The sequence below is a fragment of the Comamonas testosteroni genome, from assembly GCF_014076415.1.
In the GTDB taxonomy this organism is placed as follows: Bacteria; Pseudomonadota; Gammaproteobacteria; order Burkholderiales; family Burkholderiaceae_C; genus Comamonas; species Comamonas testosteroni_F.
The window spans coordinates 189921-213213 of record NZ_CP043568.1 but is presented as its reverse complement, the minus strand read 5'-3'; the positions used below and the strand labels follow the sequence as shown (position 1 = coordinate 213213).

The following is a 23293-nucleotide window of genomic DNA, read 5'->3' as shown; positions in this document are numbered from 1 at the left end:
CCCTTAACTTTTCAGATCAATCTTCACTGAAATGTCCGGTACAAAGGCGCAAGCCGCTCCTGTTTCAGGTGTGCGCTGTCAGGCTGACCAGGATCAGCCTGGCATCCTCGCCCTGCGCCACCAGCAGCTCTTTGGACCGGACGCTGCTCCACCAGAGCCCCTGACCGGCTTGCAGTATCCACCCGTCGGCGCATTTCCAGCTACCTTGCAACACCATGCAAAGCCCCGCAGCGCTCAGCCCCGCCTCGGCCTGGCCGCCGAGCAGCTCCAGCCGGGCCGACCATTGTCCGCGCCGGGTCATGACATTGAAGTCGCTGGACGGGCCGCCCAGCAGATCGCAATCCAGCGCCATATCGCCCGAAAAGGCGAACGGCTGCCAGCGCTCGGTCAATGCATGCTCGAGCCCGGCCTGGGCGCTGTGCAGCTGCACCCCGTCGCCATCGAGCAGCATGATCTGCCGGTCTATGCCCGCAAACGCCGAAAACGGGCCGGCCTGGGCAATCCTGGCCACGCTCACGCGCCAGCCAAAGCTGTCCATGCCCGCGCCCTGCGGCCAGCAGGCAATCTCGCGCGTGCTGCCGCCCCCGTTCTTCCACGGGCTGGGCGCAATCTGGTTCAGGTCAAAGCGTTGCATCGAAGACTGTTGTGAGTGAAGCCGAAGCTCTAAAAACAAGCATGCCCCAGGTGCGGGACGCCCAGCAAGGGCCGCCCCGCAGCAAAGGGCGTCGTCCCCCTGGGGGGGAAGCGGCGGGGCCGCCTAGGCGCAGCCGCTCAGGGGGGACGACGTTACTTCACCATCGGCAGATTCAAGCCATGGCGCTTGGACGCTTGCACGGCAATCTCGTAGCCTGCATCGGCATGGCGCATCACGCCGGTGGCGGGGTCGTTCCAGAGCACGCGGTTCAGGCGGGCCGCAGCCTCGTCCGTACCATCGGCCACGATGACCACGCCAGCGTGTTGCGAGTAACCCATGCCCACGCCACCGCCGTGGTGCAGGCTGACCCAGGTGGCACCACCCGCAGTGTTGAGTAGTGCGTTGAGCAGCGGCCAGTCGGAGACGGCGTCGGTGCCGTCCTTCATGGCTTCGGTCTCGCGGTTGGGGCTAGCCACCGAGCCGCAGTCCAGGTGGTCGCGGCCGATCACGATGGGCGCCTTGAGTTCGCCGTTCTTGACCATTTCATTGAAGGCCAGGGCCGCCTTGTGGCGCTCGCCCAGACCCAGCCAGCAGATGCGCGATGGCAGGCCCTGGAAGGCGATGCGCTCCTTGGCCATGTCCAGCCAGCGGTGGGTGTGCTTGTTTTCGGGGAACAGCTCCTTGATCTTGGCGTCGGTCTTGTAGATGTCCTCGGGGTCGCCGGACAGCGCCACCCAGCGGAACGGGCCCTTGCCTTCGCAGAACAGGGGGCGGATGTAGGCGGGCACAAAGCCGGGGAAGTCGAAGGCGTTCTTCACGCCTTCGTCCAGGGCCACCTGGCGGATGTTGTTGCCGTAGTCCACCGTGGGAATGCCCATGGCCTGGAAGTCCAGCATGGCCTGCACATGCTGGGCGCAGCCCTGGGCGGCGGCCTTCTTGAGCCTGGGATGTTGACCGGGATCGGCCGCAGCGGCGTTCCATTGCTCCACGGTCCAGCCCACGGGCAGATAGCCGTTGATCAGATCATGGGCGGAGGTCTGGTCGGTCACGATATCGGGACGGATGCCGCCGGCCTTGGCGCGCCTGACCAGCTCGGGCAGGACTTCGGCCGCATTGCCCAGCAGGGCGATGGAGACGGCCTCGCCCTTTTCGGTGTGATGCTTGATCAGGGCCAGTGCATCGTCGATGTCCTTGGCCTGCTTGTCCACATAGCGGGTGCGCAGGCGGAAGTCGATGCTGGACTGCTTGCATTCGATGGCCAGCACGCAGGCACCGGCCAGCACGCCGGCCAGCGGCTGGGCACCGCCCATGCCGCCCAGGCCGGCCGTGAGAATCCACTTGCCGGTCAGGTCGTTGTTGTAGTGCTGGCGACCGGCCTCGACAAAGGTCTCGAACGTGCCCTGCACGATGCCCTGGGCGCCGATGTAGATCCAGCTGCCGGCCGTCATCTGGCCGTACATGAACAGGCCCTTCTGATCGAGCTCGTTGAACTTCTCCCAGTTGGCCCACTTGGGCACCAGGTTGGAGTTGGCCAGCAGCACGCGCGGCGCATCGGGGTGGGTCTTGAACACGCCCACCGGCTTGCCCGACTGGATCAGCAGCGATTCGTCGGCCTCGAGCTTCTTGAGCTGGGCCAGGATCTCGTCATAGCACTCCCAGTTGCGGGCCGCGCGGCCGATGCCGCCGTAGACGACGAGCGCCTTGGGGTTCTCGGCCACATCCGGGTCCAGGTTGTTCTGGATCATGCGGTAGGCCGCTTCGGCGAGCCAGTTCTTGCAGTGCAGCTCGCTGCCGCGGGGAGCGCGGATTTCTCGGCTGGCGTCGTAGCGGGGGTCTTGCTTGGCCGCGCTGAGGATGGCGTCGTTGGCGTTCATGGTCGTATCCTTCAAGAATGGGTGGGAGGATTCAGCCGGCTTGCACGGCGTAAGTGGCACCAGCAAAGTTCCTGTCTGCGCCTGTGGTCGCGGCAGGAGCCGGGCTGGGGTAGATCATCTGGCCGGGCACGTTCATGCTTTTCCTGGCCAGCGGGTAGTAGACGAGCGAGGTGACGATCAGGCTCACGATCCACGAGATGTCGGCGCCGTTCATGGCCTTGGCCAGCGGGCCCACATACATGGCCTGGTTGATGAAGGGAATCTGCACCGCAACGCCCATCACATAGCAGGACAGGGCCGTCCAGTTGTAGGCGCCATAACGGCCCTGGCTGTCATAGAGCGCCGGGATGTCCACCTTTTCCTTGGAGACCAGGTAGTAGTCCACCAGATTGACGGCGCTCCAGGGAACGAACACGGTGAGCAGCAGCAGCACGAAATTCTTGAAGGTGGCCAGGAAGTTGGAGCTGGCCAGCAGGGCCACCAGCACCGTCACCAGCACAAAGCCCAGGATGTAGAGCAGGCGCGATGTCGCGGTGAACTGCGTTTTCCGGTTGAAGGCGCTGACCGTTGTCAGCACGGTCATGAAGCCGCCATAGGCGTTGAGGCAGTTCACGGTAAGCTTGCCGGTGACGATGACCAGATAGATCACCACGGCCAGCGGGCCAGCCAGCTGGCCCATGAAGCCGACCTGGTTCTTGATGAAGTTGGCGCCCAGGGCTGCGACCAGCACACCGAAGCTCATGGCCAGCTGCGAGCTGATGACACTGCCGCCGAACGTGGTCCAGAAGGTGGCGGCGGTCGAGGTCCTGGTGGGCAGATAGCGCGAATAGTCGGCCACATAGGGGGCAAACGTCATCTGCCAGCCTGCCGACAGAGCCATGGCGGTGAGAAAGCTGGCCCAGGTGAAAGGCTTCTGGCCGAACGCCGAGACCACATCGAACTGATGGCACAGCTGCCAGGCCAGATAGCCAAAGCCCAGAATGCCGACCACGGTGGAGATGCGCCCCACCACATGGATGAGCCGGTAGCCCACCACCGCGACCAGGGCCGTGAGCGCGCCGAAGATGATGATGCCGGCCGCGGGGCTGTGAAAGCCGAACATCAGATTGATGGCCTGGCCCGAGAGCACGGTGCCCGTGGCGGCGAAGCCCACATACATCAGGATCACCAGCACCAATGGCAGGGCTGCGCCCTTGACGCCGAACTGCACGCGGCTGGAGATCATCTGGGGCAGACCCAGGCGCGGCCCCTGGGCCGAGTGCAGCGCCATGACGATGCCGCCGAGAATATTGCCGATCAGGAGACCGAGGATGGCGGTCATGGCTTCGGCGCCGAACACCACGGCCAGGGCGCCGTCCACCACCGCCGTGATCTGCATGTTGGCACCGAACCAGAGGGTGAACTGGCTGGAGGGCGTGCCGTGGCGCTCGCTCTCCGGAACCATGTCTATGGTTCTGCTCTCGATGGCGCCAGAGGAACCCAGCGTTGCTGTATCAATACTCATGAAATTGCTCCGTCAATCCCTCTGGATGTCTCTTATATGTCCGAACAACTTTCAGTAATTTCCATAAAGTTGTCTATACGAATTTTGTGATTTACTCCTGCCAACGTCAATCATCTAGACAGCTTTTCTAATCCAAACAAACCCTATGTCGCGAACCGATACCACCGCCGCCGTACCTGCGTTCCAGCGCATCAAAGACCATGTGCTGCAGCAGATCCACAGTGGCGTATGGCAGGAAGGCCAGGCCATTCCCAGCGAGGCCGCGCTGGTCAAGCAGTTCAATGTGGCGCGCATGACCGTCAACCGTGCCTTGCGCGAGCTCAGCGACGAAAAGACACTGACGCGTGTCCAGGGCTCGGGCACTTTCGTGGCCCAGCAGAAGTACCAGGCCACCCTGGTCGAGCTGCGCAATATCGCCGACGAGATCGCGGCTCGCGGCCACCGCCATCGGGGGGAGCTGCAGCGGCTCGAGCGCTGCAAGGTCGACGCCGCCCTGCTGCGCCAGTTCGAGCTGAACGCCGCCCCCCATCTGTTTCACTCCGTGGTCGTGCACTTCGAAAACGATGTTCCCATCCAGGTCGAAGACCGTTATGTGAACCCGGCCGTGGCTCCCGACTATCTGAGCCAGGACTTTGCAAGCCAGACGCCGAATGCCTATCTGGTGCGCGTGGCTCCGCTGCAGGGAGTGAGCTTCTCCATCGAGGCGAGCATGCCCACGGCCGAGGTCGCTGATCTGCTGCGCATGGAAACCTCCGAGCCCTGCCTGGTGCTGCGCCGCAAAACCCGCTCCCAGGGCCAGGTGGCCTCGGTTTCGGCCCTGTGGCACCCGGCATCGCGCTACCAATTCGCGGGAAGTTTTTGATCCCCCTGAGCGGCTGCGCCGCTTTCCCCCAAGGGGACGGCGCCCTCGCTGCGAGGCGGCGCGGCCGGCTGAGGCACTTGCTTGCCCCCCCTGGCCTGAGGCACCGGCGATTTTTGCGATGAGGGTTGTAGGCAGCAGTTTTAGCGCTCCGTGCTTGGCAGGATGTTCTGCAACACCTCGGGCCAGGCGGTTTCCAGCGCCCACAGACGCATGATTTCGATATCGGGGGCCAGGTAGCGGTCCTTGTCCAGATAAGGCACCTGGCTGCGGATCAGCGCGTACTGCTCCTCGATCAGCGGCGAGCTCTTGAGACGGCGGTCGAAGTCCATGCCCTGGACTGCGGCCATGGCCTCCACGCCCACGATCACCGCCGTGTTCCTGGCCATGTCGGCCAGGCGACGCGCGCCATAGGTGGCCATGGAGACATGGTCTTCCTGGTTGGCCGATGTGGGCAGGCTGGTCACGCTGCTCGGGTGCGCCAGGCACTGGTTTTCGGCCGCCAGGGCGGCCGCCGTGACCTGGGCGATCATGAAGCCCGAGTTGACGCCGCTGTCTTCGATCAGGAAGGCCGGCAGGCGCGACAGCCCGGTGTCCAGCAGCAAGGCCATGCGACGCTCGGAGATGGCGCCGATTTCGGCGATCGCCAGGGCCATGATGTCGGCGGCGAAAGCCACGGGTTCGGCGTGGAAGTTGCCGCCCGAAATCACGTCGCCGTTGTCGAACACCAGCGGATTGTCCGAGGCTGCATTGGCTTCTATGACCAGCACGCGCGCAGCATGGCTGAGGTTGTCCAGGCAGGCGCCCATGACCTGCGGCACGCAGCGGATGGAATAGGGATCCTGCACGCGCCCGCAATTGGGGTGCGAGGGGTCGATGGCGCTGCCGTCCAGCAGCGAGCGCACGGCGGCCGCCACGGCAATCTGTCCCTGCTGGCCTCTGGCCTCGTGAATGCGCGCATCGAAGGGCTTGATCGAGCCCTGTATGGCTTCCAGCGTCAGGCAGCCGGCGACCAGGCCTGCGGCCAGCACGCTTTCGGCCTGGAACAGACCCGCCAGCGCCAGCGAGGTGGAGACCTGGGTTCCATTCAGCAGCGCCAGCCCCTCCTTGGGACCCAGCACAAAGGGCTCCAGACCGATATGTTTCATGGCTTCACGGCCGCAGACGATCTTGCCGTCCACCTTGGCCTGCCCCTCGCCGATCAGCACGCAGGCCAGGTGCGACAGCGGCGCCAGATCGCCCGAAGCGCCCACCGACCCCTTGGAGGGAATCACGGGCAGGACATCGGCATTGGCCAGCGCCAGCAGCGCGTCCACCAGCGCCGTGCGGGCTCCCGAATGCCCGCGGGCCAGACTCACGGCCTTGGTGGCCAGAACCAGACGCACCACATGATCCGGCAGTGGCTCGCCCGTGCCCACGCTGTGCGAAAGCACCAGATTGCGCTGCAGCTCGGCCAGACGCTCATGGGCAATCTTGGTCGAAGCCAGCTTGCCGAAACCAGTGTTGATGCCGTAGACCACCTGGTCTTCATCGACGATGTGCTGCACATGCGCCTCGGCCTTGCGCATGGCGGCATAGGCGGCCTGCGCCATGCTGAGCTGCACGCCGCCGTCCTGAATGCGGCGCAGCTGAGCCAGCGTGAGTTCGCCGGGATGCAGTTCCAGTTCGGAGTTCGAGAGCTCTTGGGTGGTGGTAGTGTTCATGGCTATACCTGTCTATACAGTCAAGAGAAACAAAAACGTACTGAGGGATTCAAGAGCCTGGCCGGGATCAGCCGCCGTGCACTGAATCGGTTCGGAAACGGCTACCGAGTCGGTAGCGCATGCCTGGATGCACGCAATGCACCCAGGTGATAGGGACGCCGCGCAACCAGGTACGGCGCGTGAGCATCAGGCAAGGCTGGTCGATAGCCATCTGCAGCAGCCGGGCCTGTTCGGCCGTCGGCAAGATCGCATCGACCACATGTTCGATCTGGTCGTACTGCACATTGCGCACCAGATAGACCGAGGGCTGCACGGCAGAGAAATCCTGGTCCATGAAGTCAGGGACCAGGCGGGGGTTCACATAGCGGTCTTCGATCTGGACCGGCAGCTCGTTTTCGAAGTGCACGCCGTGCAGGTGAAAGACCGAGGCGCCGACCGCCAGGTCCAGCGCCGCGGCGACTTCGGGCGAGGCGGACTCGCGGCGCATATCGAGCAGCTCGAAGCGATGATCGTGACCGCGCTGGGTGATCTCTTCACCGATATTGGCAATGCGCAGCAGGGTCGATTGCGGCTTTTCCTCGGCCACGAAGGAGCCCACTCCCGCCACACGCACGATCACGCCCTGCTCGGCCAGTTCGCGCAGCGCGCGGTTCACCGTCATGCGCGCCACGCCGAACTCGTTGACCAGCTCCTGCTCGGAAGGCACACGCGCGCCGGCCGCCAGCGAGCCGTCGCCGATCTTGCGCAGCACATGGTCCTTGACCTGCTGGTACAACGCGAGCGGCATCTGGGCTGCAGGAGCCGTTTTGCGTTGGGCAGGGTCTCGGACATTCATGATGCAGGCCTCAGTGAGCAGCCGCAGCCAGTGACTCGGCGCGAATCTCTTCCGTCAACCGGGCCTTGAGCTCCATGAACTCTGGCGAGGTCTTGACGGTGTAGTGGCGCGGGTGCGGCAGATGGACCGGGATGTCTGCCTTGATGCGGCCCGGACGCGCGCTGAACACGGCCACGCGATTGGCCATGAAGATGGCTTCATCGATATCGTGGGTCACGAACATCACCGTCTTGCGCTCGGCCTCCCAGATGCCCAGCAGCAACTCCTGCATCAGAACCCGGGTCTGGTTGTCCAGCGCACCGAAGGGCTCGTCCATGAGCAGGATCTTGGGATCGTTGGCCAGCGCACGCGCGATCGCCGTGCGTTGCTGCATGCCTCCAGACAGCTGCTTGGGATAGTGATTCTCGAACCCGCGCAGACCCACCTTGGCAATGAAGTAGTCGCTGCGCTCTTTCTGGACGGCTTCGCTTGCACCCTTCTCGCGCAGCCCGAAGCGAATGTTCTGGGCTACGGTCAGCCAGGGAAACAAGGTATAGCTTTGAAACACCATGCCGCGGTCGGCGCCGGGCTCCTGCACCAGTTTCCCGTCCAGCAGCACCTGCCCCGTCGTCGGAAAATCCAGACCCGCAACAATGCGCAGCATCGTCGATTTGCCGCAGCCGGAGGGCCCGAGAATGGTCACGAAATCGTTCTCCCGGACCTCGAAATCCACCGGCAGCAGCGCCTGGGTGCTGACACCTTTGTGGCTGGTGAAGGTACGCGAAACGCCTTGAATGGACAGCTGGTTCATCACAGGGAACTCCATTCGAACATGCGACGGTTGAAGGTTTTGAAGATGAAGTCCGACACCAGACCGATAAGCCCGATGATGATGATGCCGAAGATGATCTGTCCGGTATTGAGCAGCGCCTGGCTGTCGGTGATCATGTGTCCGATGCCGGAGGACGAGCCGATCAGCTCGGCGACGATCACATAGGTCCAGGCCCAGCCCAGAACCAGGCGCAGGGTTTCCGCGATGCCAGGAGCAGCACCGGGAATCAGCACCCGCTTGACGATGCCGGTATTGCTGGCACCCAGGGTGTAGGCGGCCTCCACCAGATCCTTGCGTGCACCGCCCACGGTCACGGCCACCATGAGGGTGATCTGGAACACCGAGCCGATGAAGATGACCAGCAGCTTCTGTGCTTCGCCCACGCCGGCCCAGAGGATCAGCAGCGGAATGAAGGCCGATGCGGGCAGGTAGCGGCAGAATGAGACAAAGGGCTCGAAAAACGCCTCCACGGGCTTCCAGGCCCCCATGGCAATGCCCAGCGGAACGGCCACGACGCTGGCCAGTATGAAGCCCCCCATGACACGCCATACGGTCATGCCGATGTCATGGTGAAAGTCGAACTCCGTGAACAGCAGAATGCCTTCGCGCAGCATCGTCAGAGGGCTGGCAAGAAAGGTCGGCGACACCAGGCCGCCAAAGGTCACGGCGGACCAGATCAGCACAAAAAGCGCAAAAAAGCCCGTGCCGAGCAGCCACTTGGCCTTGGGGCTGACAGGTTCCAGAGGGGCCATATAGCGCCGACGAGCCGGCCGTCCGGAAGGCGATGCCACCTGAACCGATGCGGGCGACGCTGACTTGATAGAAGGTGATACCGCTTCCATGTGCAACCTCTTTGCGCTTACTTGATGAAGCTTGCGTCGTACATGACGCCGTAGTTCTCAGGAATGCTGCGAATCACGCCAGCCTCCTTGAGGATGGCGGCTGACTCCTTCATGAAAGGCAGCAGGTCGTTGGCAAAGAATTTCTGATTGGCTTCCTTGTCCGACCATTTCAGGAAGGCAGCCGACTTGCCGAACTGTTCACCGCTTTGCTTCACGGCCGCGCCCATGATTTCGTAGCTCTTTTCCTTGTCGGAATTGATCATGGCGATCGCATCGAAGTAGGACTGGGTCAGGGCCTTGGCCGCCGGCGCATTGGCCTTGAGCCACTTGGGATCGCAACCCACGGTGTCCATCACCATCGGGTAGTCGATGGTGGTGGCCAGAATCTTGCCCGCGCTGGGGTTGGCGCGGACCGTGGACAGGTAGGGCTCATAGGTCATGGCCGCATCGTTCTGCCCGGAGACAAAAGCCTGTGCCGCAGGCTGCGGCTCCAGCGATACGGTCTTGATGTCTTTCATGGTCATGCCGTTCTTGTTCAGCATCCAGGCCAGACCGAAGTAGGGAGCCGTACCCGGCGCGCTGACGGCGACGGTCTTACCTTTCAGATCGGCAAAGTTCTTGACGTCGTTGCGCACGGCAATACCGTCTGCGCCATAGGACTTGTCCATCTGGAAGATCTGCACGATGGGCACACCATTGGTGTTCCAGGCCACATGCGTCTCCACGGTGGTGGCGGCACATTGCACGGCACCCGAGGCCAGCGCCAGGTGACGGTCCTTCTGGGGAATCATCTTGATTTCGACATTGAGGCCGTTCTTCTTGAAGATCCCTGCCTTGTCCGCGAGCGTCAGTGGAGCGAAGCCGGTCCATCCCGACATGCCCAGGACGATCTTGGTCTCCTGAGCCGCTGCATGTTGTGCAGCAGACACTAGAACGGTTGCGGCTAATGCCAATTGCCAGATTGGAACGCGACGTGTCGATTTCATGGGACTCTCCTCGGTCGATGCCAGAGCAGTTCGGTTGTTGATGCGGACTTCAAGCCTTGCACGACAGTGCAGGCAGCGAAGTTTGCGGTTGCTGATTGAACATGTATATACAGGCTTACCCGAGCGCCATAGTTACAGCATTTCTCAGCTGTATAGACATGCACCAACAATCGACAAGAGCAAGCAATGTGCCAACTCGCTCGCCCACGGACCGCCTCCGCCGTCTCCCGGAGACGCGCACCAAAACAGCATCCGAGTTGCGCTAGTCGGGTGCAATCACGCTTTTCGCCGCGGTCAGAAATGGTGCAATCAGCGCCGAGGCATTGCTCCTTGGCACCGACAGCACCACGGCCTGCTTGGCGACACGGCCCTTGATTCTTTTGCAGACCAGTCGCTTGCCGTCGTGGGTTCGGTCAACCACCGGCCGCGTGGTCAGAACGCTGACACCATGCCCGTTGGCGACCATGGAGCGAACAAGCTCTATCGACGCCAGTTCATAGTTCACCGTGGGCACCACGCCCGCCTCCCGAAACAGCGAGAGAAAGTACTCTCGGCTCTGCGGCAGGTTGATCAGCAGCAACGGCGACTGGGCCAGCTCCGCCAGGCTCACGCTGGGCGCCGCAGCCAGGGCATGCCTTGCGGGCAGCAAGGCATAGGGCGGCAACGCGGCAACCGGGTGCATGGTCAGCAGAGGGCGAGCCAGGCCCAGGTCATATTGCAGCGCGGCATGGATCTCCCCGCGCTCCACTTGCCGCGTCAGGGAGGCGATGTCCCCTTCGACCAGTTCGATGTCGATGGAGGGGTGGCGCTTTTGCATCTGGGTAAGCAACTGCGGAATCCACAGCGCGCCCAGCGTGCTCAGAAAGCCCAGCCTCAGCGTGCCGGAAACCGCCTGCTTGCGTGGCTCCTGAAGCAGTTGCGCAGCCTCCAGCAGGCTCAGGGCCTCCCGGCTTCTGGCCAGCCCTGCCGCGGTCAGGTCCAGCCCGACGGCATGTTTGCGCACAAACAGCTTCTCGCCCCATTGGGCCTCCAGGTCGGCAATCGCCTTGGAGATGGAGGGCTGTGAAACATTGATGGCCAGCGCCGCCTTGGCCGTGCTGCCGTGGCGTGCGGCGGCCACGAAGTACTCGAGCTGTCGCAGATTTATCTGAATCAATTTTTTGAATCCAATGAATGGGAAATGAATATTTTCCATTGATTCATGTTTTGGGCAGCATGCAGACATCGCTTCAGATCAACAGCGGGAATCCCATGCCTGAATCCACCGAAAAATCTGCCTCCCGTCCGCTGGACGGCATCCGCATCCTGGACTTCACCCGGGTTCTGGCAGGCCCCATGTCCACGGCCTTGCTGGCCGATCTGGGAGCGGAAGTCGTGAAGGTGGAGCCGCCCCAGGGCGACGACTACCGTGCCATCGGCCCCATGAAGAACGGGCAAAGCGCCTTGTTCACGGTCATGAATCGCAACAAGCAAAGCCTGGTGCTCGATCTCAAGCATGCGGACGCGGTGGCCGTGGTGCATGAGCTGGTCCGGCAGGTCGACGTGGTGGTCGAGAACTTCAGGCCTGGCGTGGCCGAGCGCCTGGGCATCGGCCCTGAAACGCTGCGCGCCCTCAATCCCCGGCTGGTGTATGTCAGCGTCTCCGGCTTCGGCCAGACCGGCCCGCTGGCCCATCGCCCGGCCTACGACATCATTGTTCAGGCCATGAGCGGCCTGATGGAAGCCACGGGCGAGCCTCAAGGCGCGCCCACCCTGGTCGGCGAAGCGGTCAGCGATGTGGTTGCCGGCCTGTTTGCCTCCTGGGCGACACTGGCGGCCCTGCTGCAGGCGCAGAGAACAGGCACCGGCCAGCATGTCGATGTCGCCATGTTCGACACCACGCTGAGCTTTCTGGCGACATCGATGTCACGCTATCTGTTCACCGGCCTGCCTGCCCGGCGTGTGGGCAACCGGCATCCGCTCTCGGCGCCGTTCGGCGTCTACAGGGCACGTGACGGCCACTACGCCCTGGCCGTGCTCAACAAGAAGCTGTTCGATGCCACCGCTGCCGCGATGGAACTGCCCGAACTGGCCAGCGATCCGCGTTTTGCCAGTGACGAAAGCCGCTCGGCCAACGAGCCCGCCTTGCGCGCTGCGCTGGAGGGCTGGAGCACGCAGCACGATGTGGCCCAGGTGGTCGCGCGGCTGGAGAGCGCAGGCGTTCCCGCAGCCCCCATCTGGAATATCGAGCAGGCCCTGAATTCCGAGCAGATCCGCTCGCGTGGCCTGCTCCGCGAGATCGAAGACGAACGCCTTCCGGGCCTGCAGCTGCCGACACAGCCCGTGCATTTCAACGGCGCTCTGCCCAATCGTGCGCAACGCGCGCCGGCCCTGGGCGAGCACACGGAGCTGCTGCTGCAAAGCTGGCTGGGCCGCAGCACGGACGCCATTGCTGCCTTGCGCGAAGCAGGCGCCCTGGGTTGATTCTGATAGCAAGAAAACAAGGAGAGACAGCCATGTCATTGATTCGTCTGGGCGCGACCGAAGAAGATCAGGCCGTTGCCGATGCCGTTGCACGCTTTGCCGAGGAAGCCCTGGCGCCCGTGGCCCAGGCCATGGACGAGCAAGCCTTTTCCGCCACGCGTCATGTGCCCGGCCTGTCCGCGCTGGGCGTGATGGGCATGAATCTGCCGGAGCGCTTTGGCGGGCCGGGCGTCACTCCCACCGCCATGCTGATGTCGCTGGTCGCCATCTCGCGCGCCTGTGCAGCGACCTCGTCCATGATCGGTGCTCACTACCTGGGCACGGATGCCGTTCTCATCGGCGGTGACGAGGCGCAGTGCGAGCAATGGCTGCCGCGCTGCGCCAGCGGGGAATGGCTGGCGGCCTTCGCGCTGACCGAGCCGCGTGGCGGCTCCCACCCAGCAGACATGCGTACCCGGGCCGTGCGCGACGGCGACGACTATCTGATCACGGGCGTCAAGCACTTCATCTCGAATGCGGCAGAGGCCCGCTTCATGGTGGTCTTCGCCAAGACCGATGCGCAGGCTGCGGCACGCGGAGTCAGTGCCTTCATCGTGCCGCGCGAGCTGCCCGGCATACAGGTATCGTCGCCCGAAAAGCTCATGGGCATCCGCGGCGGACATGCCTTTGAGGTTTCGCTGGACGGCGTACGCGTCCCGGCTGCCAACCGCCTCGGCGCCGAGGGCACCGGGTTCAAGACCGCCATGAAAGTGCTGGACAACAGCCGCCTGGACGTGGCCGCGACCTCTCTGGGCATCGCCGAGGCCGCGCTCAAGGCAGCAGCCGACTGGGCCAACCAGCGTCTGGTGGGCGGCGAACCGATAGCCGGCAAGCAGGGCATCCAGTTCAAGCTCGCCGACATGAAGCTGCGTCTGGAAGCCGCCTGGGGGCTGACCATGCAGGCCCTGGCACTGCGCCAGCAGGGGCAGCCGTTCACCCAGCAGTCGGCCATGGCCAAGCTGTTCGCCTCGGAGATGGTGGGCTTCGTGACCGACGAGGCGCTGCAGATCCATGGCGGCTACGGCTATACCCGTGAAATGCCCCTGGAGCGCTATGTGCGCGACGCCCGCATCCTGCGCATCTACGAAGGCTCTTCCGAGATTCAGCGCACCATCATTGCACGTGCCGTACTGAGCACCTAGGGGTCGCAGCGGCACCCGGGAGGATTTGCTGGTGTAATCCACTCCATGGACAAACACTCTTCCATGTCGCTGCACGGGAAAATTCTCACCGAGATTGAACAGAACATTCTCAGTGGCCGCTGGCCGCCCGGCTATCGCATCCCGTCGGAGATGGAGCTGACCGTCCATTACCAATGCTCGCGCATGACCGTGAGCAAGGTGCTGAACAAGCTGGCAGAAGCCGGTCTGCTGGTGCGCAAGCGCAAGGCGGGAAGCTTTGTGACGAGCCCGCAAACCAGCTCTGCCGTGCTCGAGATTCCCGATCTGCGTCAGGTGGTGCTTGGCATGGGGCAGGAGTACTCGAGCAGACTGCTCGGCCGCACGCAGCGGCGCAGCACGCGCGAGGACATGGAGGCCATGCGCATGACGCGGCCGGCCCCCATCGTCCATGTGCTGTGCCTGCACATGGCGGGATCCCGGCCGTTCTGCATCGAAGACCGCCTGATCAATCTCGAATCCGTGCCGGACGCCGAGCACGAGCCGTTCACCGAACACAGCCCCAGCTCCTGGATGGTCAACCATGTGCCCTGGAGCTCGGCCGAACACCGCATTCGCGCCGAGGCAGCCAGCGAGGAAACCGCCGGCCTGCTGGAGATCAAGCCCGGCTTTCCCTGCCTGGTGATCGACCGCCGCACCTGGACCGGGCAGTTGCCCATCACCTTTGTGCGCCTGACCTATCCCGCCGATCTCTACGAGCTGGATGCGCATTTTTCGCCCTCCACCATAGGGCAGGCTGGCTGATTGTGCATAACCCGGCCCGGGCAGCGCGTCGGGTCGCGGCGCACAATAGGGCCAGTCCTGATGCTTGCAACCGAGGTTAAATCAGCCTCAAACTCATATACAGCAAGCGCTACCAGCTATCGATTCAAGAGTACCCGGTGTCTTCCGCGCAATCCATTCTGCAAGCCGTTTTTGGCTACGAGCAATTCCGTGGCCCCCAGCAGGCCATCGTCTCGCATGTCATCAACGGCGGCGATGCGCTGGTGCTCATGCCCACGGGTGGCGGCAAATCGCTGTGCTATCAGGTGCCGGCCATTGCGCGCCAGCAGCTCGGCCATGGCGTGACGATCGTGGTCTCGCCGCTGATCGCGCTCATGCACGACCAGGTCGGCGCACTGCATGAGGCCGGCATCAGCGCCGCCTATCTGAACTCCACCCTGAGCTACGACGAGACGCAGGAGGTGGAGCTGCGCCTGCAAAGCGGCGACATCACCCTGCTCTACGCCGCGCCCGAGCGGCTGAACACACCACGTTTTCTGGGCCTGCTCGACGATCTGCATGCCCAGGGCAAGCTGTCGCTGTTCGCCATCGACGAAGCGCATTGCGTGAGCCAGTGGGGACACGACTTCCGCCCCGAATACCGCGCGCTGAGCGTGCTGCACCAGCGCTATGCCGAGGTGCCGCGCATCGCGCTGACGGCCACTGCCGATGCGCTGACGCGCGCCGACATCATCGAGCGCCTGCAGCTGGAAGCAGCCCAGCATTTCATCAGCAGCTTCGACCGCCCGAACATCCGCTACAAGATCGCCGAGAAAAAGGACGTCAGCAACCAGCTGCTGCGCTTTATCGAGCGCGAGCATGAGGGCGAGGCCGGCGTGGTCTATTGCCAGTCACGCAAGCGTGTCGAGGAGCTGGCCCAGACCCTGGTGCAAAACGGCATCAATGCCCTGCCCTATCACGCGGGCCTGCCCCAGGACATGCGGCAGAACCACCAGGACCGCTTCTTGCGCGAGGACGGCGTGGTCATGGTGGCGACGATTGCCTTCGGCATGGGCATCAACAAGCCCGATGTGCGCTTTGTGGCCCATGTGGACATGCCCAAGAACATCGAGGGCTACTACCAGGAAACCGGCCGTGCGGGCCGCGACGGCCTGCCCGCCGATGCCTGGATGGCCTACGGTCTCAGCGACGTGGTCAACCAGCGCCGCATGATCGACGAAAGCCCGGCCGAGGAACAGTTCAAGCAGGTGATGCGCGGCAAGCTCGATGCCCTGCTCGGTCTGGCCGAGGCCACGGACTGCCGCCGTGTGCGCCTGCTGGCCTATTTTGGCGAACAGTATGGACAGGAGCCAAGCCTGGACGGCAAGCCACTGCAGGCCGTTGCCCGCACCCATTGCGGCAACTGCGACAACTGCCTGGAGCCGCCGGCGCTCTGGGACGGCACGGATGCGGCGCGCAAGCTGCTGTCCACCATCTTCCGCGTGCACGAGGCCAGCGGCCTGACATACGGTGCAGGCCACATCATGGACGTGCTGCGTGGCAAGGAGACGGACAAGGTCACGCAGTACGGGCATGACAAGGTGTCCACCTTCGGCATCGGCAAGGAATATTCGGAGCCGCAGCTGCGCGCCGTGATGCGCCAGTTGCTGGCCACCGGGGCCCTGGGCCTGCACAAGGTGGTGAGCGAGAACAGCGGCCATGTGTTTGACACCTTGTGTCTGGCCGCCGGCTCGCGTGCCGTGCTCAAGGGCGAGATACAGGTGCAGCTGCGCGAAGCCGTGGCCGCTTCACGCAGCAGGAAGCAGAGCAAGAAGTCCGCCGCCAATGCGGCTGCAGTCAATCTGGGCCCCGATGCGCAGGTTCGCTTCATCAACCTCAAGGCCTGGCGCGCCGAAGTGGCCAAGTCTCACAATCTGCCGGCCTATGTGATCTTCCACGATGCCACGCTGGCATCGATTGCCGAACTCAATCCCCAGAGCCTGCAGGAGCTGCAGGGCGTGAGCGGCATGGGCACCAAGAAGCTCGATGCCTATGGAGCCGAGGTGCTGCGCGTGGTGGCCCTGGGCTGATCGGCCCGCCGCAACGGCTACGGTGCCGCCTGGCCAGCCCGTGGCGGCTCGGCCCCGAGCCTTGGGCCAGCTGAAAGCGCAGCGGGAGGGCTGCCACGCCGGTTTCAAATCCCTGAGGCCGCAGGAAGCCGGCCAATAGAGACCTCTCCACAATTCCCACACAAATGCTCGACAGCCCGGAAATATTGCAAACGCACACTGCTGCCGCATACCGTTGACCGAATCCATTTTTGCGGAGCGCTTTCTGCTGTGATCAATACTGCCCAATTGCTGGCTGACGAAGCCAAATACTGCTCGTTTGGCGACACCGTCCACTACGTCAATCCTCCGAAGATCTTCACGGGCTGCGAAGGCAGCTATATGTACGACGATGCCGGCACGTCCTACCTCGATCTGCAGATGTGGTATTCGGCCGTCAACTTCGGCTACAAGAACAAGCGTCTTGAAGCCAAGATGATCGAGCAGCTGCAGGAGCTGCCCCAGGTGGCCAGCCAGTATCTGCACCCCACCAAGATCGAACTGGCCAAGTTCATCGCCGAGGACGCCAAGCGCAAATGGGGCCATGACGGCCGCGTGCACTTCAACGTGGGCGGCGCTCAAGCCATCGAGGACTCGCTGAAGGTCGTGCGTAACGCCAGCGGCGGCAAGAGCCTGATGTTCGCGTTCGAAGGCGGCTATCACGGCCGTACGCTGGGCGCATCCTCGATCACCTCCAGCTACCGCTACCGCCGCCGTTTCGGCCACTTCAGCGACCGCGCGCAGTTCATCCCCTTCCCCTACCCCTTCCGCCGCCCCAAGGGCATGACGTCCGAGGAGTATGCGGATCAGATCGTGCGCGAGTTCGCGCGCAAGTTCGAGAACGAATACCACGCGGTCTGGGACCCCAAGACCAATCAGTGCGAATACGCAGCCTTCTACGTGGAACCCATTCAGGGCACGGGCGGCTACGTGGTTCCTCCTCCCAACTTCTTCAAGGGTCTGAAGAAGGTGCTGGACGACCATGGCGTGCTGATGGTGGTCGATGAAATCCAGATGGGCTTCTGGCGTACCGGCACGCTGTGGTCGGTGGAAAACTTCGGCATCAAGCCCGATGTGCTGGTGTTTGCCAAGGCCCTGACCAATGGTCTGAATGCGCTGTCCGGCCTGTGGGCTCGCGAAGAGCTGATCAACCCCACGGTGTTCCCGCCCGGCTCCACCCACTCCACCTTTGCCTCCAACCCGCTGGGTACGGCCCTGGGCCTGGAAGTCATGAAGATGACCCACGAGATGGACTTCGGCCGTCAGGTGCGCGAATCGGGTGCCTACTTCCTCGAAGGCCTCAAGGAGCTGCAGAAACGCCACAAGGAAATCGGCGATGTGGACGGCCTGGGCCTGGCGCTGCGTGCCGAAATCTGCACCGAAGACGGCTTCACGCCCAACAAGGCGCTGCTGGACAAGATGGTAGACATCGGCCTCGAAGGCGGCCTGGAATACCAGGGTCAGAAGCGCGGCCTGGTGCTGGACGTGGGCGGCTACTACAAGAACGTGATCACCTTCGCGCCTTCGCTGATGATTTCGCGCAGCGAGATCGACGAAGCCATGGTGCTGCTCGATCAGTTGCTGACCAAGGCGAAGAAGGCGTAACCCCCTGAGCGGCTTTGCCTAGGCGGCTGCGCCGCTTCCCCCTCTCGCTTCGGGAAGGGGACGGCAGCCTCGCTGTCTCTTGCTTGGGTTGTGCCAGTTTTCTGCGCTGCAGACACACTCAGGCGCCATCAAAACCGACTACAAAAAGGCGAAATGGCGACGGAAAATTTCCGCAACCAGCTCGAACCCAGTGGCTTGCTGCAGCAGTTCACCAACCATCCTCCAGAAGGCTTTGCCTTGCTGAAGGAATGGCCGGCGCCAGCATTCACCGCCCCCTTCGATTTGCTGACCACTGCAGATGACGCGCTCAAGGCGCGTCTTTTGTCGTTGCCGGGCGGGCGCTGGCTGAGCTCCAGACTCAGGCTGAAAACGGACTTCGTCGGCAGCACGGTCAGCGAGTATGCGCCCCTGCCCCAGGGCATGGATGCCGCCACGCTGGCCCGGCAGTTGCGCGCAGTGGCGGGCCGCGCCATGCTCACCATCGTCAAGGATCTGCCGCAGGCATCGCCCCTGCTGAGTGCGGACGACAACGACTTTGCCAAGGCCTTGTCCCAGGCGCTGGCGGAGCAGGGCTTTGTGGCGCTCGAGGGCCAGGCACTGGCCTATGTGCCTCTTGGCTTTGCCAGCACGGACGAGTATCTGGCCGGCCTGTCCAAGAACCGCCGCAGCAGCCTCAGGCGCAAGCTCAAGAGCCGTGCCGGGCTTGACATCCGCCGCATGCCGACCGGCGCCGCCTTCGCCGACGAGAGCCGCATCGACGCCTACTACGCCTTGTTCGAGGCGGTGTACGCGCAAAGCGAGATCCATTTCGACAAGCTCTCGCGCGCCTTCCTGGCAGGCCTGCTGCGCGATGCGGACAACGGCGGCATCGTGTTCGAGTACCGGGATCGGCAAAGCGATGCTCTGCTGGGCTGGAATCTGTGCTTCGAGCACGACGGCAGGCTGATCGACAAATACATAGGCCTGTCGTACCCGGCAGCGCGTGAGGCGAATCTCTATTTCGTGAGCTGGATGGTCAACCTCGAGTATGCACTGGAGCGGGGTCTGTCCCACTATGTGGCGGGCTGGACCGACCCGGAAGTCAAGGCCCAGCTCGGCGCCAGCTTCACCATGACGCAGCATCTGGTCTTCATCCGCAATCCCGTGCTGCGCGCGTTGGGGCGACGCTTCTCTGGCCTGTTTGAAAGCGATCGTCAGTGGAGTGACAAGCCATGATGCAACAAACACCTGTGGTGCTGGATGTCGATGGATCGGTAGGCCCGCTGTTCCAGGAAAACCGCCTTGCGCTCACCCAGTGGCAGGAGCTGGTGCGCTTTGGCTGCGGCCTGCGCAGCTTCAGGCGCTTCAGCCAGGCCATGCAGGAGCAGCTGCCCGCGCAGCACGGAACCGTGCTCATGGGCAGCGGCGACTTTCACCATCTGAGCTGGCCGCTGATCGAGCGCTGCATTGCCCAGAAGGGCTTCAGCGCCAAGCATCCGCTGCGCGTGGTGGTGCTGGACAACCACCCTGACAATATGCGCTTTCCCTGGGGCGTGCACTGCGGCTCCTGGGTGCGGCGCGTGGCCATGCACCCGGCCGTGTCGCAGGTCCATGTGGCAGGCATTACCTCGCAGGACATAGGCTCGGGCCACGCCTGGGAGAACTATCTGCGGCCGCTGCGCGCGGGCAAGCTCACCTACTGGAGCTGCGGCGTGGACACCGGCTGGGCCAGGCGCCTGGGCGCGGGCAAGGCGTTTCGCAGCTTTGCCGATATCGCCGAGCTGGTACAGGCGCTGTCCAGCCACCTGCATGACTGGCCGCAGGACACGTATCTGAGCATAGACAAGGATGTGTTCGCCGCTGAAGTCGTGCGCACCAACTGGGACCAGGGCCGGATGCTGCAAGAGCAGGCCGAGCAGCTGATCGATGCGCTGCGCGGACAGATCACGGGAAGCGACATCACGGGCGATGTGTCGTCATGGCACTATGGCACCTGGTGGAAGCGACTGATGAGCGCGGGCGACGGCCAGGACACACAGATTGACGCCGCTACGCTGGCCGGCTGGCAGGCCGGGCAACATGCATTGAACCAGCGGCTGATACAGCACATAGCGCTCAGCAGCACGAGTTAGAGCGATTCCACCGACCACTTTTCAACACTTCGCCTCAAGGAGCTGACATGCTGGACCGGTTGACCGAAAAATTGCTGCAACAGGCATTTGCCCCTCTGGTCAAAACGGGACGGCTCGAAGTCATCACCCCTTCAGGCAAGGCGCTGATCTTCGGCGACGACGGCCAGCCCCAGGCGCGCCTGCGCTTTGCCGACAGACGCGCCGTCCTTGCGCTGCTGCGCGACCCCGACCTCAACTTTGGCGAGCTGTTCATGCAGCAGCGCCTGCTGGTCGAGCAAGGCACGGTCTACGACGTGCTGGAGCTGGTGCTGCGCGGCGCCAGGCATGTGCCCGTCAGCGCCACGGTACGCATGCTCGATGCCTGGCGCATGAAGCTGCGGCCCTTGCTGCAGAACAATCTGCGCGGCAAATCGCGTGCCAACGTGGCGCATCACTACGATCTGGACGACCGGCTCTATCAGCTGTTTCTCGACAGCGAGCGCCAATACTCCTGCGCCTATTTCGAGCAGGGCAACGAAGACCTGGAAACGGCACAGCTGGCCAAGAAACGCCATATCGCCGCCAAGCTGCTGATAGCGCCGGGCCAGCGCGTGCTAGACATCGGCTGCGGCTGGGGCGGTCTCTCGCGCTATCTGGCCGAGGTGGCCGGAGCCGACCATGTCACCGGCATCACGCTGTCCACGGAGCAGCTGGCCGGCGCGCAGTCCAGGGCCTCGCAGTCCATCCATGGCGAGCGGCTGGAGTACCGGCTGGAAGACTACCGTGATACGCAGGGGCCCTTCGAGCGCATCGTCTCAGTCGGCATGTTCGAGCATGTGGGCACGAGATTCCATGACGCCTTCTTCCGCAAATGCCATGAACTGCTCAGCGAGGACGGCGTGATGCTGCTGCACTTCATCGGCAACAGCGATGTGCCCGACTTCAACAATCCCTGGATAGAGCGCTACATCTTTCCCGGCGGTCATATTCCGTCGATGTCGGAGTTCACGCCGGCCATAGAGCGCGCGGGACTGGTGATCTGCGATATCGAGGTGCTGCGCCTGCACTATGCCCAGACCCTGCGCCTGTGGCGCGAGCGTTTCATGGCACGTCGTGCCGAAGCCGCAGCCCTGTATGACGAGCGCTTCTGCCGCATGTGGGAGTTCTATCTGTCCATGTCGGAAACTGCGTTCCGCTATCAGGACATTGCCATCTTCCAGGTTCAGCTGGCGCGCAGGCAGGATGCCGTGCCGCTCACGCGTGACTATGTGCACCAGCGCGAAGGGGCACTCAAAAGCCGGGAAGCGGCCCTGGGCCTGAGCGCACCGGTCATGGCAGGCGCCGCAAAAATCAAAGCATCCACAGCTTGACTGTCTTCGATTTCAGAATCAACAAGACCTGAAATCGTTTTATCTCAAGCGCAAGCAGCTATCGTTTTATGAGAATCAGGCACGCTGAACTGCGGACCCGAGGTGGCTCGCCAGTTGGGCAAACCGTGCTTCATCCAGCCACGGGCTGTTGCTGATGGCCAGCAGGCGCTGCGCCCAGTCACGTGCCTGGCCGACGGTGTCGCCCCGCGCAGCACCGAGCACATGGTCGTAGCGGCCATAGTCGGGCAGCACATGGACAAAGGGCAGGGACAGACCCCAGCCGCCGCCCCAATGCGCGCGCAGCACGGCATCCCTGGCCTGCTGGCTGGGCATGCGCAGCAGTATCACCGGCCACACGCCCTGCGCCCCGGAAACGGCATCCTGCACGACTTCCAGCCCGCAGGCCTGCAACCGGGCGATGCGCAAGCCGGCCTGCCCGGATGTCTGTCGCTGAAATGCCGCCAGCCGCCGCAATGCCTTGGCGCCCACGCTCTGGCGCCAGCGCCCCAGACGGTGCTGGGGAATGAGGTCGTCGAAGTCATCGCCTGCGGCCTCTACCCAGTCACCACGCGACAATGATTTCTCCAGTGGCTTGCCATAGGCCATGCGCAGGCCGGAGGGCCGGTAGAGCATGGCGTAGCCCAGCAGCTCGATGCTGCGGCGCAGCTCCCACCACGGGCTGAAGCGCGTGGCGGCGCCGGCAGCGCGCAGCGCAGCACGCATGGAAGGCTCGCGCGCCATCAGCACGCCACCTTCAAAGGTGCTCAGTCCCTTGCCGACGGCCAGGCTGAAGAAGCCGACATCGCCCTTGAGGCCCACCGACGTTCCGTCGCTGCGCGCTCCCAGCGCCTGGGCCGCATCCTCGATCACATAGGCGCCCACGGCACGCGCGCATTGCAGGGCCGCGTCCACATCGGCCACACGCCCGCACAGATGCGTGGGCAGCACGGCCAGCGTGCGCTCGCTGCACAGGCGCTGCAGGCAAACCGGGTCCATGTCCAGCGCATCGGCGCGCAGATCGCACAGGCGCAGCTGCAGCCCGCACTGCGCAATCGCCAGCGCCACCAGCGGGCAGGTATAGGCCGGTGCAACGACCTCGCTGCGCTCCGGACTGAGGGTTTTGAGGCTTCGCAATGCCACCATCAGGGCCGAGGTGCCCGAGCATTCGAGCTGCACCGCATCCACTCCCAGCCACGCGGCCAGCTGCACCGCCAGGCTGCCCGCCCCCGAGGGCCAGAGATCGCCGAGCTGCAGCGGCAAGCCGGCCGTTGGCGGCACGGTGGGCTGGCGCATGTCAGGCGGCCTCTTCGGCCTCTGGCTTCTCGCTCACGGCCAGACACATGATGCCGGCCACGATGAACAGACAGCCAATGATCTGCGGCCAGCCAATGGGCTCGTTGAACAGCCAGTACGAGATCGCCAGCACCGAGATGATCTCCAGATGCGAGGCCGCGAATGCCGGGCCGATGGGAGCGTGCTTGAGCAGACTCATCCAGGTGAAAAAGGCCCCGATGTAGCCCACGAAGGCACCGTATATCCAGGGCTGGCTGAACACGCGCAGCAGCCAGCCGGTCGAGAACTCCAGCGGCAGTGCGGAATCACCGGCCTGCTTGAAGCTGAGCTGCGCCAGCGTGTCAAAGGCCATGAGTACCAGAAAGCCGACAATATAAAAACGCTTCATAGCCGAGGG

At 63.6% G+C, this 23293-nt stretch carries 20 protein-coding genes; 9 read left to right on the top strand and 11 right to left on the bottom strand.

All coding sequences use genetic code 11. The annotated features are described in order from the left end of the window. Nucleotides 1-64 precede the first annotated feature (64 nt). The 3 genes from F0P97_RS00925 to F0P97_RS00915 form a co-directional block, all read right to left on the bottom strand. Nucleotides 65-634 (bottom strand): HutD family protein, encoded by a 570-nt coding sequence (locus tag F0P97_RS00925; RefSeq protein WP_182285264.1) that lies wholly within the window; start codon nt 632-634, stop codon nt 65-67. A gap of 152 nt (nt 635-786) precedes the next feature. Further along, nucleotides 787-2508, bottom strand: coding sequence for a urocanate hydratase (hutU, locus tag F0P97_RS00920; protein WP_182285263.1), 1722 nt, complete (start codon nt 2506-2508; stop codon nt 787-789). A 31-nt stretch (nt 2509-2539) separates the two neighbouring features. Further along, on the bottom strand, nt 2540-4012 hold the full coding sequence (locus tag F0P97_RS00915; protein ID WP_182285262.1) for a purine-cytosine permease family protein: 1473 nt from the start codon (nt 4010-4012) through the stop codon (nt 2540-2542). Between the two features lie 145 nt (nt 4013-4157). On the opposite strand from F0P97_RS00915, the gene hutC (F0P97_RS00910) reads away from it, so the two are divergent. Further along, a complete protein-coding gene (gene hutC, locus F0P97_RS00910) occupies nt 4158-4874 on the top strand; it encodes a histidine utilization repressor (RefSeq protein ID WP_182285261.1) in 717 nt (238 codons plus the stop codon). Between the two features lie 140 nt (nt 4875-5014). Here the strand turns inward: hutC (F0P97_RS00910) and hutH are convergent, their stop codons facing one another. The 6 genes from hutH to F0P97_RS00880 form a co-directional block, all read right to left on the bottom strand. Further along, nucleotides 5015-6574, bottom strand: coding sequence for a histidine ammonia-lyase (gene hutH / locus F0P97_RS00905; RefSeq protein WP_182285260.1), 1560 nt, complete (start codon nt 6572-6574; stop codon nt 5015-5017). A gap of 67 nt (nt 6575-6641) precedes the next feature. Then, complete coding sequence (hutC, locus tag F0P97_RS00900) at nt 6642-7409, bottom strand: histidine utilization repressor (protein WP_003059699.1); 768 nt, start codon at nt 7407-7409, stop codon at nt 6642-6644. Between the two features lie 10 nt (nt 7410-7419). Further along, entirely contained in the window at nt 7420-8199 is a 780-nt protein-coding gene (locus F0P97_RS00895) for an ABC transporter ATP-binding protein (protein WP_182285259.1), read from the bottom strand. Next, nucleotides 8199-9062: an ABC transporter permease gene (locus F0P97_RS00890; protein WP_198424707.1), complete on the bottom strand. Its 864-nt coding sequence runs from the start codon at nt 9060-9062 to the stop codon at nt 8199-8201. Before F0P97_RS00890 ends, F0P97_RS00895 begins: the two co-directional genes overlap by 1 nt. 17 nt (nt 9063-9079) lie before the next feature. After that, on the bottom strand, nt 9080-10048 hold the full coding sequence (locus tag F0P97_RS00885; protein ID WP_182285257.1) for an ABC transporter substrate-binding protein: 969 nt from the start codon (nt 10046-10048) through the stop codon (nt 9080-9082). 262 nt (nt 10049-10310) lie between these two features. Then, on the bottom strand, nt 10311-11243 hold the full coding sequence (locus F0P97_RS00880) for a LysR substrate-binding domain-containing protein (RefSeq protein WP_182285256.1): 933 nt from the start codon (nt 11241-11243) through the stop codon (nt 10311-10313). Between F0P97_RS00880 and F0P97_RS00875 the strand changes: the two genes are divergently transcribed. The 8 genes from F0P97_RS00875 (at nt 11222) to F0P97_RS00840 (ending at nt 21603) form a co-directional block, all read left to right on the top strand. Continuing rightward, nucleotides 11222-12511, top strand: coding sequence for a CaiB/BaiF CoA transferase family protein (locus F0P97_RS00875; protein ID WP_182285255.1), 1290 nt, complete (start codon nt 11222-11224; stop codon nt 12509-12511). The genes F0P97_RS00880 and F0P97_RS00875 overlap by 22 nt on opposite strands. 32 nt (nt 12512-12543) lie before the next feature. Further along, complete coding sequence (locus tag F0P97_RS00870) at nt 12544-13692, top strand: acyl-CoA dehydrogenase family protein (protein WP_182285254.1); 1149 nt, start codon at nt 12544-12546, stop codon at nt 13690-13692. A gap of 45 nt (nt 13693-13737) precedes the next feature. Next, nucleotides 13738-14472, top strand: a complete 735-nt coding sequence (gene hutC, locus F0P97_RS00865) for a histidine utilization repressor (protein WP_232538081.1) — start codon at nt 13738-13740, stop codon at nt 14470-14472. A gap of 137 nt (nt 14473-14609) precedes the next feature. Then, nucleotides 14610-16520, top strand: coding sequence for a DNA helicase RecQ (recQ, locus tag F0P97_RS00860; protein WP_182285253.1), 1911 nt, complete (start codon nt 14610-14612; stop codon nt 16518-16520). Between the two features lie 249 nt (nt 16521-16769). Next, nucleotides 16770-18143, top strand: coding sequence for an aspartate aminotransferase family protein (locus F0P97_RS00855; protein ID WP_182285252.1), 1374 nt, complete (start codon nt 16770-16772; stop codon nt 18141-18143). Between the two features lie 153 nt (nt 18144-18296). Then, nucleotides 18297-19358, top strand: coding sequence for a peptidogalycan biosysnthesis protein (locus F0P97_RS00850; RefSeq protein WP_182285251.1), 1062 nt, complete (start codon nt 18297-18299; stop codon nt 19356-19358). Continuing rightward, nucleotides 19355-20254, top strand: coding sequence for a hypothetical protein (locus tag F0P97_RS00845; protein ID WP_182285250.1), 900 nt, complete (start codon nt 19355-19357; stop codon nt 20252-20254). The genes F0P97_RS00850 and F0P97_RS00845 overlap by 4 nt, the downstream gene beginning before the upstream one ends. 47 nt (nt 20255-20301) lie before the next feature. Further along, on the top strand, nt 20302-21603 hold the full coding sequence (locus F0P97_RS00840; protein ID WP_182285249.1) for an SAM-dependent methyltransferase: 1302 nt from the start codon (nt 20302-20304) through the stop codon (nt 21601-21603). 75 nt (nt 21604-21678) lie between these two features. Here the strand turns inward: F0P97_RS00840 and F0P97_RS00835 are convergent, their stop codons facing one another. Beyond that, a complete protein-coding gene (locus tag F0P97_RS00835; protein ID WP_182285248.1) occupies nt 21679-22896 on the bottom strand; it encodes a DegT/DnrJ/EryC1/StrS family aminotransferase in 1218 nt (405 codons plus the stop codon). Between the two features lies 1 nt (nt 22897). Further along, nucleotides 22898-23284, bottom strand: coding sequence for a DMT family transporter (locus F0P97_RS00830; protein WP_182285247.1), 387 nt, complete (start codon nt 23282-23284; stop codon nt 22898-22900). Nucleotides 23285-23293: the final 9 nt, after the last annotated feature.